This window comes from Limibacillus sp. MBR-115 (genome assembly GCF_040549425.1).
GTDB classification, from domain to species: Bacteria; Pseudomonadota; Alphaproteobacteria; order Kiloniellales; family CECT-8803; genus Limibacillus; species Limibacillus halophilus.
On sequence record NZ_JBEPTJ010000004.1, the window covers coordinates 25252 to 35972 of the forward strand.

The window sequence follows — 10721 nt, forward strand, 5'->3', positions numbered from 1 at the left end:
TACTCCTTGATCTTGAGCGCGGCACTCGGCCGCGCTGTGCCTTCACAGCCCGTATGCCCGGGCAAAGAGTTCAATCGGGTGACTGGCCAGCTCGATCTTTGGCTTCTCGGTCAACCCCAGGCGGTCTATTCCCTGCTGCAGATGCTCTCCGGCAAGGGGGCATTCGCTGGCCAAAAAGGTCTTGTTTTCCTTGGCGGCTTGGCGCGCGGCGGGTTTACCAACTTTCAGAGCGGTTTCGAAATTCTGCTTCATGACGCCCCAGGAGCCGCCGTGTCCCGAGCAGCGTGCAATCACACCCACATCTGCCTCGGGAATGAGTCGCATCATTTCAGCGGCCTTAGCACCCATGTTCTGCGCCCGAGCATGGCAGGCCAGATGAAGCGCCACACCGCCCGGCAGGGGCTTCAGACCCTCGGCAAGGCCTTCCTTTCCGGCAATCTCCACGATGTATTCTGAGAGGTCGCGCGTGGCGCGGGACAAGGTTGCTACGCCCTCGTCGTCAGGCAGGATCAGCGGCCACTCGAACTTCAACATCAACGCGCATGAAGGGATCAGTGCAATCACGTCGTAGCCCTTGGCAATCCAGGAGCCCAATTCAGCCGATACATGCCTGGCTTTCTCGCTGACTTTCGGAAAGTCGCCTTGCTCGAGTTGCGGCATGCCGCAGCATCCAGGATAGACCACCTCGGTTTCGACGCCGTTGTGCGCCAGGACTTTACGTGCCGCGATACCAATTTCCGGGTTGTTATAGTTGGCAAAACAAGTCGCATAAATCACAGCCTTGCGACCATACGCAGGCGCTTCCTTGTTGACCTTGGGCACCTCGCTTTTGGCGCGTAAGGTGAGTGTCTTACCGTGGAACTTAGGCAGGGCCGCTTCCCGATGAACCCCGGCCACCTTTTCGATTAACGGCCTTGTCAGCTTGTTCTCTGTACGACTTGCCCAATTGGCGAGTCCCGGCACCTTCGCAGCCAGCTTTCCGTTACGGTCCGTCTTGGAGATCTCCGCTTCCAAGCCGTCCTTGTGTTTGCCAAGCTTTCGCTCCGCATAGCGGTAGCGCAGCATCAGGTGAGGGAAGTCGATGTTGAACTCGTGCGGCGGCACGTAGGGGCAAGACACCATGAAGCACATGTCACAGAGCGTGCAGGCATCCACCACCGGCTTATAAGCTGCGCGATCGACGCTATCGAGTTCACCGCTTTCCGATTCGTCTATCAGGTCGAACAGCTTGGGGAAGGAATCACAAAGATTGAAACAGCGGCGACAGCCATGGCAAATATCGAAAACACGCTCCATCTCGTCGTTGAGCGCTTCCCAATCTGTAAAAGCCGGATCTTCCCAGTTCAACGGATAGCGCGTCGGCGCATTGAGACTGCCTTCACTCATGATTCCCTATCTCCCTCTTGATCGGACTCAAGCGTACCGGAGCCGTATGTGTCGCGATCATCAGCGGTGAGTGCGATTTACCGGCTGCAGGCGTGGGCTGCCGTAGTGCACCGCCCGTAGAAGGAGGTGCAGCCGGGCGGGCGTCCCCGAAGCGGGTCTCACAGGGACTTTCGTGCCTGGGCCCTGTTTGCTCCGGGGTGCCCGTTCTGTTGCACTGCCAGCGGGCTCAATCTGATTTCTTTTCAGAACCAAGCGCCGCTCGCAGAACCTACCAAAGGTCGCGCCTTTAGAGGGTTTCCAGTGCCTTTTGGAAACGGCCGGCGTGGCTTTTCTCAGCCTTCGCCAAGGTCTCGAACCAATCAGCGATCTCGTCGAAGCCTTCCTCACGCGCGGCGCGGGCCATGCCAGGGTACATATCGGTGTACTCGTGGGTCTCGCCGGCGATCGCCGCCTTCAGGTTGGCCTGAGTTGGGCCGATCGGCTCGCCCGTGGCCGGATCACCGACCTCTTCCAAGAACTGCAGGTGCCCGTGCGCATGTCCGGTTTCGCCTTCAGCCGTGGAGCGGAAGACCGCGGCAACGTCATTGAAACCTTCGATGTCTGCCTTCTGGGCAAAATAGAGGTAGCGGCGGTTGGCCTGGCTTTCACCGGCAAAAGCCTCTTTAAGGTTGGATTCTGTCTTGGTGCCCTTGAGAGACATGGGTTCTCCCTTTCTGTTCAAACCTGTTCTGACAATTCGCCCCTGGGCCAAAGCCCGTCGAATCGGGCCCATTGATTGGGACCCACGGTTTGGTGCCCCGGAGCGCGTTCCCGTAGGGCGGCCCTCCTTGCGCAGCGTGCCTCGCAATTAAAAGCCGACCGTCTTTATAGGTAGAGCCGCTTCACCGGAGAGTCAATAGATTAGAATCACTAAAAACAATCAATTAGCGATCTGTCATAAATCGAATTTTTGGAATTGCAGAGGCGAATCAGGCGCTCTTGCTCTGACCGACGCGAATGATGATATCGACCTGACGGACGGTCGTACCTTCAGGCGCTTCCGGCAATTTGGCAATCTCGATGGCGGCGCCCGGGATATCCTTGAGTTCACCACGTTCTTCGATAAAGAAGTGGTGATGGTCGCTGGTGTTGGTGTCGAAATAGGACCGACCGGGATCAACCATCACTTCGCGCAACAAACCGGCAGTCGTGAACTGATGGAGCGTGTTGTATACGGTCGCCAAAGACACACCCACACCCGCATCCATCGCTTGGCAATGCAGTTGTTCGGCGGTGGTGTGGCGATCGCCTTGAGCGAACAGCAGACGAGCAAGCGCCAAGCGCTGTTTGGTCGGTCGAAGACCGGCGCTCTTGAGTTGCTCAATCAGATGACTATAGGGGCGTGCCTGTAACATGTCCTTCATATAGGCTAGATTGCGAATAAATTAAAGAGGCAATGCCAATGCCTTCAGAAGATTTCTAGAATGTCTATAAAGGAAAGTCGCAAGACTTGCGTTTGCACGCCTTAAGAGCCAAGTTCACCTTTGCGTTGTTTGCTTCAAGCCTTACTATAAAGCCGCGCTTGGACACTCGCGCCGGAGGCGGTGGATTGATATTCATTGCCTTTGTTCTGGATGAAAAGACGCTAATTGGGGGATTCCTTGACAAGCCCACAGGAACCGAGAGCCAAGAATAGTTACAGCTATGATGATTTGATCGCCTGCGGGCACGGTCAATTGTTTGGGCCAGGGAATGCCAGGCTCCCCCTGCCGCCTATGCTGATGTTTGATCGCATTACCAGAATTTCTGACCAGGGCGGTGCTTTTGCCAAGGGCGAAATCGAGGCAGAACTTGATGTCAATCCGGACCTCTGGTTCTTCAAGTGCCATTTTGAGAGTGATCCGGTGATGCCTGGATGCCTGGGGCTCGATGCACTGTGGCAGCTTGTCGGATTTTTCCTGGGCTGGATGGGAGCGCCCGGCAAAGGGCGGGCGTTGGGCCTTGGCGAATTGAAGTTTAGCGGCGAAGTACTGCCGACGGCAAAATTAGTGCGTTACCGCTTGGACTTGAAGCGCGTGATCATCCGCAAGTTGGTGATGGGTATTGCCGACGGCGCTTTGGAAGTGGATGGCAAAACCGTCTATGAGGCCAAGGATCTGCGCGTCGGTCTGTTTACCGCAGGTCAGGGTGCCTGATCAGGTGCTAATTAGAACGAAGTGATTTCGGAGGAATGCCATGCGCCGCGTGGTCGTCACAGGGCTGGGAGTTGTCTCCAGCATCGGCAACAACAAGCAGGAAGTCACCGAATCGCTCCGCAAAGGGCGCTCGGGGATCGTGTTCGCCGAGGAATACGCCGAGCGGGGTTTTCGCAGCCATGTTCATGGCGCACCCACGATAAATCTGGATGACCATGTGGATCGCCGGGTCCGACGGTTCATGGGTGACGGTGCAGCCTATAACTACGTTGCGGCCCTTGAGGCAATCGCTGATTCAGGTTTAAGCGAGAGCGTGATCAGCAACGAACGAACCGGTTTGATTGCCGGTTCGGGGGGACCCTCGACTTCCAATCAAGTAGACGCGGCCGATATCGCGCGCGAAAAGGGTGTTAAGCGCATGGGCCCCTACATGGTGCCGCGCTGCATGTCCTCGACAAATTCGGCGAATCTCTCCACGGCGCTCAAGATCAAGGGTCTGAGCTATTCCATTTCTTCTGCCTGTTCTACCAGTGCCCACTGTATCGGCAACGCTGCGGAGTTGATTCAATGGGGTAAACAGGACGTCATGTTGGCGGGCGGCGGCGAGGAACTGCATTGGACGCTTTCCATGCTGTTCGATTCAATGGGCGCGCTATCCAGCAAATACAACGACACGCCCCAAAAAGCTTCCCGGCCCTATGACGCCAATCGGGACGGCTTCGTCATAGCGGGCGGCGGCGGCATTGTGATCTTGGAAGAACTGGAGCATGCCAAGGCACGCGGCGCGAAGATCTACGGCGAATTGGCCGGTTATGGCGCGACCTCGGACGGCGTTGACATGGTCGCGCCCTCGGGTGAGGGCGCCGTGCGTTGCATGCGTCAGGCCATTTCCACAATCGGCAACACGCGAGTCGATTACATCAATGCGCATGGCACCTCCACGCCGGCAGGCGACATCACCGAGTTGAATGCGGTTCGGGAGGTGTTCGGCACGGATCAGCCAAAACTGTCCTCCACGAAGTCCCTCACGGGACACGCCCAAGGGGCCGCCGGTGTTACGGAAGCTATTTACTCGCTGCTGATGATGGAAGGCGGCTTCATAGCCCCTTCGATCAACATAGAAACCCCTGATGAAGGCGCGGCGGGAATGCCAATAGTGACGAGCACCGAAGAGAACGCGAAGCTCGATTGCGTGCTGTCGAACTCGTTTGGGTTCGGTGGGACCAATGCCTGCCTGGTGTTCAGCCGCTACGATAGCTGATTGACCAGGGCCCGAGTGGGCGGCAAGACCAAGACGCAAAAGAGAAGTGAGAAACATGACTGAAGCGCCTTCCTACCCCAAGGGTCAGTTGATGAGTGGCAAACGTGGGCTGATCATGGGGGTCGCCAATGATCACTCCATCGCCTGGGGTATCGCGCAGGCCTTGGCGGCGCAGGGAGCGGAGTTGGCCTTTACCTATCAGGGTGAATCCTTTGGGCGCCGCGTTCAGCCGTTGGCCGAGAGTGTTGGGGCGACCATCCTGGAACCTTGCGATGTCGACCGTCAGGAAGACATCGACCGCGTGTTCAAGCGCCTTGAAGAGGCGTGGGGCGAGATCGATTTCGTACTTCATGCGGTGGCCTATTCCGATAAGAACGAGTTGAACGGGCTCTACCTCAATACGACGCGTGACAACTTCCGTCACACCATGGCGATCTCCTGCTATTCCTTCACCGCGGTCGCGCGCGCCGCCGCCCCCCTGATGAAGGCCGGTGGCAGTCTCCTGACCCTGACCTATTTGGGCGCGGAAAGGGTAACGCCTAACTACAACGTGATGGGTGTGGCAAAGGCGGCTTTGGAAGCCAGCGTTCGGTATCTCGCGGTCGATCTGGGAGACCAGAACGTACGTGTCAACGCCTTGTCGGCGGGGCCGATGCGCACGCTGGCGGGGTCGGCCATCGGCGCGGCGCGCTTCGTTTACCGCTGGACCGGAAATCAGGCGCCGCTGCATCGTAACCCACAGCTTGCCGAGGTCGGCCGTTCCGGTCTCTATCTGTTGTCCGGTCTATCGGCAGGCGTCACCGGCGAGGTTCATCACGTCGACTGTGGCTACCATGCCGTGGGCATACCCAACCCCAAACGGATGGACAGTCCTTCCAGCAAAGAGTGATACCGGCATTACTCGCTTGATTTTGCGGCTTCGCCGATGGCCGTTACGCGGTCGGTGAAAACGCTGTCCACCTCCATATTCCAGAGCGCACGGGCGCGGTCGGGATCGTTGACCGTATAGGTCAGCACGCGCAGTCCGAGAGCCTTTGCCTCATCGACCAGGGCGGGCGTTGCCGAGCGCTGGTCAAGGTGTAGCGAGTAGGCACCCAAACGATCGGCGGCCCTGCGCCAGTCCGCATCGGGTGTATCCCTGAAGTCGATCAGAACGCCGCGAGGCCACGCGGGCATGACGTCAGCAGCGACCGCCAGGGCTTGCCAATCAAAGCTGGACAGCAAGGGCGGCGTATCATGGCCCCAATGCCGACGCAGCGTGTCGATGGTGCGCCGTGCGGTTTCGGCAGCCGTTCCCGGCGTCGGTTTGATCTCCACGTTGGCCAGCAAGCCGGCCTTGCCCAAGACCGCCAGCGTTTCCTCAAGCGATGGGATCGCAGTAGCCAGCGTGGCGTTTACTTCTTGGAGCTCAGCAAAGTCTGTTTCAGCCATGTCGCGATCAACGCCCGCGATACGGCGGAGGTTGTCATCGTGATGCACAACGGGCACCCCGTCGGCAGTCAGCATGACATCGAACTCAACCCAACTCGCCCCCAACTCTGCGGCTTTGCGGAAAGCCTCCAGGCTGTTTTCCGGTGCGTCGGCGGAAGCCCCCCGGTGGGCGATGAAGGGCGGCAGGGTCAGCATGGGAAACTCCCGTTTGAATCGAATGTGGAATGCAGATGGTAAAATGAATCTTAGAAGTGCGGTTCGACACATCAACAGAAAAAGGGCGCGTCCCGGAACAGGACACGCCCTTTCGTCTTAGCTACTTAGGGGAAGGCCTCAGGAGGCGCTTTCTTCCTTCGGCTCCAGGTCCTCGCCGGTTTCCTGGTTGACGCGCTTCATCGACAACTTGACCTTACCGCGGTCATCGATGCCGATGCACTTCACGTACACTTCCTCGCCTTCCTTGACCACGTCGGTCGTCTGGTTGACGCGCTCCGGCTTCAATTCGGAGATATGCACCAGACCGTCGCGCTGCCCCATGAAGTTCACGAAAGCACCGAAATCGACGGTCTTCACGACCTTGCCACGATAGACCGTGCCGACTTCCGGCTCGGCCACGATGGAACGAATCCAGTCGATGGCCGCCTGACCCTTGACGCCGTCGACGGCGGCGACCTTAACGGTGCCGTCATCCTCGATGTCGATCTTGGCGCCGGTCACTTCCGTGATCTCACGGATGACCTTACCGCCGGTGCCGATGATGTCGCGGATCTTGTCGCGCGGCACGTTGATCACTGTGATGCGCGGCGCATAGTCGGACACGCCTTCGCGGCTGGACTGCATGGCCTTGGACATTTCACCCAGGATATGCACGCGACCCGCACGGGCCTGCTCCAGAGCAATCTTCATGATCTCCGGTGTGATGGAAGTGATCTTGATATCCATCTGCAAGGCGGTGACGCCGTCTTCGGATCCAGCAACCTTGAAGTCCATATCGCCAAGGTGGTCTTCGTCACCCAGGATATCGGACAGGACGGCGAACTCTTCGCCTTCCTTGATCAGACCCATGGCGATACCGGCGCAAGGACGCTTGAGCGGTACGCCCGCATCCATCAGAGCCAGGGAGGAACCGCATACGGTTGCCATCGAAGACGATCCGTTCGATTCCGTGATCTCGGAGACCACGCGAAGCGTGTAGGGGAAGTCTTCCTTCGCTGGCAGCAAGGGATGAATGGCGCGCCAAGCGAGCTTTCCATGCCCGATCTCGCGGCGGCCCGGGCCGCGCATGAAACCGGCTTCACCGACCGAGTAGGGCGGGAAGTTGTAGTGCAGCATGAAGTTCTCGCGGTATTCGCCTTCCAGCGCGTCGATGATCTGCTCATCAGAGCCGGTGCCAAGCGTCGAGGCAACCAGTGCCTGTGTCTCGCCGCGGGTAAAGAGTGCGGAACCGTGGGTGCGGGGCAGGATGCCAACTTCCGACACGATCGGGCGGACATCCGAAAGGCCTCGGCCGTCGATGCGCTTCTTCGTCTTAAGCACATTGCCACGAACGATGTCGCTTTCCAGGGACTTGAAGACCCCCGGGAACACGGCCAGCATTTCCTCTCGCTCAGCCAAGGTCTCAAGTGCGGCTGCCTTGACTTCGGCAACCTTGTCCTGACGGGCCTGCTTATCGGGTTCGCTGTAAGCCGCGGCCAATTTCTTGCCGAAAGCGCCTTCCAGCTCCTTGCGCAGAGCCTCGACTTCGGCAGGTTGTTCCGGAACGTCGCGGGGCTCCTTGGCGGCCAGTTCGGCCAACTCAATGATGGCGTTGATCACCGCCTGCATTTCCTGGTGGCCGTAGTTGACGGCGCCCAGCATGATTTCCTCGGAAAGCTCCTTGGCCTCCGATTCCACCATCAGCACACCTTCAGCGGTGCCTGCGACCACGAGATCAAGGTCGCTCTCAGCGATCTCGGCGACGCGGGGGTTGAGGATGTACTCACCATCCTTGTAACCGACGCGGGCGGCCGCGATCGGGCCGAGGAAAGGCAGACCGGAGATGGTTAGCGCAGCACTGGCGCCGATCATGGCGACCACATCGGGGTCGTTCTCCAGGTCGTGGCTAAGCACTGTGCAGATGACTTGGGTCTCGTTCTTGTAACCCTTGGCGAACAATGGGCGGATCGGACGGTCGATCAGACGCGATACCAGGGTATCTTTTTCCGTCGGGCGCCCTTCACGCTTGAAGAAGCCGCCGGGAATCTTGCCCGTGGCGAAATACTTCTCCTGGTAGTTGACCGTCAGCGGGAAGAAATCGATCCCGGCCTTCGGTGTTTTTGCGCCAACGGCGGTGCAGAGCACAACCGTGTCGCCGTAGCGGGCCAAGACTGCCCCGTCTGCCTGACGGGCAATGCGCCCGGTTTCCAGACTGAGGGTGCGTCCGCCCCACTCAATTTCCTTACGGTAGATTTCGAACATCAGTGGTTCATCCTTACTGGTTCCGGCCGGAACAAGAAAACCGGACCCGCGAAAGAAGCGCTGCCAATGCTATTTTCAAGCGGCGCTGCTTGCGTCGGCCCGGTCGTTGAAATCCGCACTCCGGCCGTTGGCGCGAATTCCTGCATCAATGCATGGCTCAGGGTCATAATCCGGGCAACGTCCCTTGACGCCGCAACGGGTTTGTCCCCGAGGAAAAAAGAAAGGGAGCTGACCGCAGCCGTCCGCTTGCGCAAATTCCCTGCGGGGATTGCACACTTGGTCGACGAAACGATCACGCTCCCGATCATGTTTGCCGCTTAGCGGCGCAGTCCCAGACGCTCGATCAGGCTCGCGTAGCGGCCGTGATCCTTGCGCTTCAGATAGTCCAACAGGCGGCGGCGCTGACCAACCATGATCAGAAGGCCGCGGCGTGAATGGAAATCCTTGTTATGCGACTGCAAGTGTCCGGTCAGGTTCTTGATCCGCTCGCTCAGGATGGCGACCTGGACCTCGGGTGACCCGGTGTCGTTGGCCTGTTGGGCGAACTCGTTGATTAGTTCCTGCTTACGTTCGGCGGTAATAGACATACTTCATCCGTCCTTCGACATCGCTAAAGATTTAAGACACGGACCGGACTTAAAGCGCCCGCCTCATACCGTGCCAAAGCCACCGGTTTGCCTCCTGCCAGGGCACAGACCACCTCGCCTTCATCCAACTCCAGCGACGCGATCCGCTCCCGATGAAGACGAGAGAGGAGGGATACCGGCTGCCCTCGTCTGAGGCTAAGCGCCTCACCTTCCGATAGGGCCAGAGCCGGGATGTCGTCCAGCGCGGTCTCAATCGGAAGCAGTTGCTCGAAGGCGGCGGGACTATGCCCCATCGCCTCCAGGGAATCCAGGGAAATCGCACGTTCCTCAGTGAAGGAGCCGACAGCCAGGCGGCGCAATTCCGTCACGTGGGCAAAGGTGCCCGCAGCCAGCCCGATGTCGCGCGCGAGCGCTCGCATATAGGTGCCTTTGCCGCAAGCGACCTCGAAAACCGCGTGGTCGGCATCGGGCATGGCGACAAGCGACAGCTCAAAGATCTCCACGCGACGTGCTTTCAGTTCGAAGACCTCGCCTTCGCGCGCCAGATCGTATGCCCGCTCGCCGGCAACCTTGATGGCGGAAAAGCGAGGCGGCGTCTGCTCGATTTCGCCAAGGAACCGGGGCAGTAACGCCTCTATCTCGGCTTTCGTCGGGCGGTTGTCGCTTTCTTGCGTGACACTGCCCTCGGTATCGTCGCTCGTCGTCGCCTGTCCCCAACGCAGCTTGAACCGGTATCGTTTGCCGCATTCCATCGCATAGGGAACGGTTTTGGTCGCCTCTCCGAGGGCGATGGGCAGGATGCCGGTTGCCAGGGGATCCAGCGTGCCGCCATGCCCGGCTTTCTGAGCGTTGAAGAGCCGTTTGATCCGGCTGACTGCTTGGGTCGAGGTGAGAGCGAGGGGCTTGTCCAAAACGAGCCAGCCGTTGACCGGGTCCCCTTTGCGCTTACGCGCCATCATCCCGGTTCTCCTCAGGGTCAGGTGCGTCGTCGCCGGCCTCCCGGTTTGCCAGATCATGCGCGGCCTTTCCGCCTTTCAAGAGGCGGTTGATGCGCGCGGCTTCCTCGAAGGAGCGGTCCGCCTCGAAAGAAAGGCGTGGAACCGTGCGCAGGGTAACCTCGCGGGCCAACAAGCCACGCAGGTATGGCGCTGCTCGCTTCAAGGCCGTAACGACGTCATCCAACTCCTCGCCGCCCAGTGGGGTGACGAAGGCGGTGGCGGCCCGTAGATCGGGGCTGAGGCGCACCTCGCTCACGGTAATAACGCGCCCGACAAGTGCGGGGTCGCGGAAGTCCGCGTTCATGAGAATGCGCGCCAGCGCGTGGCGAATTTCCTCGCCAACACGAAGCTGGCGCTGACTTGGCGGTTTAACTGTCATACCGAATGTCCGGTTTCCTGCCTGGTCTCGCGAGGTTCGGGAGAAAGC

The 10721-nt window shown here is 59.2% G+C and carries 11 protein-coding genes; 3 read left to right on the forward strand and 8 right to left on the reverse strand.

Going from position 1 to position 10721, the window contains the following annotated elements; genetic code table 11:
• Window positions 1–42 precede the first annotated feature (42 nt).
• The 3 genes from ABIE63_RS09785 to irrA all read right to left on the reverse strand — a co-directional run bounded on the left by ABIE63_RS09785 (window position 43) and on the right by irrA (window position 2780).
• On the reverse strand, window positions 43–1386 hold the full coding sequence (locus tag ABIE63_RS09785; RefSeq protein WP_354504275.1) for a heterodisulfide reductase-related iron-sulfur binding cluster: 1344 nt from the start codon (window positions 1384–1386) through the stop codon (window positions 43–45).
• Window positions 1387–1672: 286 nt separating this feature from the next.
• Window positions 1673–2086 carry a rubrerythrin family protein gene (locus tag ABIE63_RS09790; protein WP_183417362.1) on the reverse strand — a complete coding sequence of 138 codons (414 nt, stop codon included), beginning with the start codon at window positions 2084–2086 and terminating at the stop codon, window positions 1673–1675.
• Between the two features lie 268 nt (window positions 2087–2354).
• A complete protein-coding gene (gene irrA, locus ABIE63_RS09795; RefSeq protein ID WP_354504277.1) occupies window positions 2355–2780 on the reverse strand; it encodes an iron response transcriptional regulator IrrA in 426 nt (141 codons plus the stop codon).
• A gap of 246 nt (window positions 2781–3026) precedes the next feature.
• Between irrA and fabA the strand changes: the two genes are divergently transcribed.
• The 3 genes from fabA to ABIE63_RS09810 are packed head-to-tail and all read left to right on the forward strand — an operon-like array spanning window position 3027 to window position 5710.
• Entirely contained in the window at window positions 3027–3560 is a 534-nt protein-coding gene (fabA, locus tag ABIE63_RS09800; RefSeq protein WP_183417364.1) for a 3-hydroxyacyl-[acyl-carrier-protein] dehydratase FabA, read from the forward strand.
• Between the two features lie 40 nt (window positions 3561–3600).
• A complete protein-coding gene (fabB, locus tag ABIE63_RS09805; protein WP_354504279.1) occupies window positions 3601–4821 on the forward strand; it encodes a beta-ketoacyl-ACP synthase I in 1221 nt (406 codons plus the stop codon).
• Window positions 4822–4876: 55 nt separating this feature from the next.
• On the forward strand, window positions 4877–5710 hold the full coding sequence (locus ABIE63_RS09810) for an enoyl-ACP reductase (RefSeq protein WP_221205914.1): 834 nt from the start codon (window positions 4877–4879) through the stop codon (window positions 5708–5710).
• 8 nt (window positions 5711–5718) lie between these two features.
• On the opposite strand, the gene ABIE63_RS09815 is transcribed toward ABIE63_RS09810, so the two are convergent.
• The 5 genes from ABIE63_RS09815 to rbfA all read right to left on the reverse strand — a co-directional run bounded on the left by ABIE63_RS09815 (window position 5719) and on the right by rbfA (window position 10673).
• Window positions 5719–6447 carry a glycerophosphodiester phosphodiesterase family protein gene (locus ABIE63_RS09815; RefSeq protein WP_354504280.1) on the reverse strand — a complete coding sequence of 243 codons (729 nt, stop codon included), beginning with the start codon at window positions 6445–6447 and terminating at the stop codon, window positions 5719–5721.
• 138 nt (window positions 6448–6585) lie between these two features.
• Entirely contained in the window at window positions 6586–8709 is a 2124-nt protein-coding gene (pnp, locus tag ABIE63_RS09820; protein ID WP_354504282.1) for a polyribonucleotide nucleotidyltransferase, read from the reverse strand.
• Window positions 8710–9026: 317 nt separating this feature from the next.
• A complete protein-coding gene (rpsO, locus tag ABIE63_RS09825; RefSeq protein WP_183417368.1) occupies window positions 9027–9296 on the reverse strand; it encodes a 30S ribosomal protein S15 in 270 nt (89 codons plus the stop codon).
• Between the two features lie 23 nt (window positions 9297–9319).
• Window positions 9320–10252: a tRNA pseudouridine(55) synthase TruB gene (truB, locus tag ABIE63_RS09830; protein ID WP_183417489.1), complete on the reverse strand. Its 933-nt coding sequence runs from the start codon at window positions 10250–10252 to the stop codon at window positions 9320–9322.
• Window positions 10242–10673 carry a 30S ribosome-binding factor RbfA gene (rbfA, locus tag ABIE63_RS09835; protein ID WP_183417369.1) on the reverse strand — a complete coding sequence of 144 codons (432 nt, stop codon included), beginning with the start codon at window positions 10671–10673 and terminating at the stop codon, window positions 10242–10244. Before rbfA ends, truB begins: the two co-directional genes overlap by 11 nt.
• Between the last annotated feature and the right edge of the window lie 48 nt (window positions 10674–10721).

What these genes read in the sequence shown, in the direction of transcription:
- ABIE63_RS09785 (WP_354504275.1), bottom strand. Translation starts at nt 1,386, where the DNA reads ATGAGTGAAGGCAGTCTCAATGCGCCGACGCGCTATCCGTTGAACTGG.
- ABIE63_RS09790 (WP_183417362.1), bottom strand. Translation starts at nt 2,086, where the DNA reads ATGTCTCTCAAGGGCACCAAGACAGAATCCAACCTTAAAGAGGCTTTT.
- irrA (WP_354504277.1), bottom strand. Translation starts at nt 2,780, where the DNA reads ATGTTACAGGCACGCCCCTATAGTCATCTGATTGAGCAACTCAAGAGC.
- fabB (WP_354504279.1), top strand. Translation starts at nt 3,601, where the DNA reads ATGCGCCGCGTGGTCGTCACAGGGCTGGGAGTTGTCTCCAGCATCGGC.
- ABIE63_RS09810 (WP_221205914.1), top strand. Translation starts at nt 4,877, where the DNA reads ATGACTGAAGCGCCTTCCTACCCCAAGGGTCAGTTGATGAGTGGCAAA.
- ABIE63_RS09815 (WP_354504280.1), bottom strand. Translation starts at nt 6,447, where the DNA reads ATGCTGACCCTGCCGCCCTTCATCGCCCACCGGGGGGCTTCCGCCGAC.
- pnp (WP_354504282.1), bottom strand. Translation starts at nt 8,709, where the DNA reads ATGTTCGAAATCTACCGTAAGGAAATTGAGTGGGGCGGACGCACCCTC.
- rpsO (WP_183417368.1), bottom strand. Translation starts at nt 9,296, where the DNA reads ATGTCTATTACCGCCGAACGTAAGCAGGAACTAATCAACGAGTTCGCC.
- truB (WP_183417489.1), bottom strand. Translation starts at nt 10,252, where the DNA reads ATGGCGCGTAAGCGCAAAGGGGACCCGGTCAACGGCTGGCTCGTTTTG.
- rbfA (WP_183417369.1), bottom strand. Translation starts at nt 10,673, where the DNA reads ATGACAGTTAAACCGCCAAGTCAGCGCCAGCTTCGTGTTGGCGAGGAA.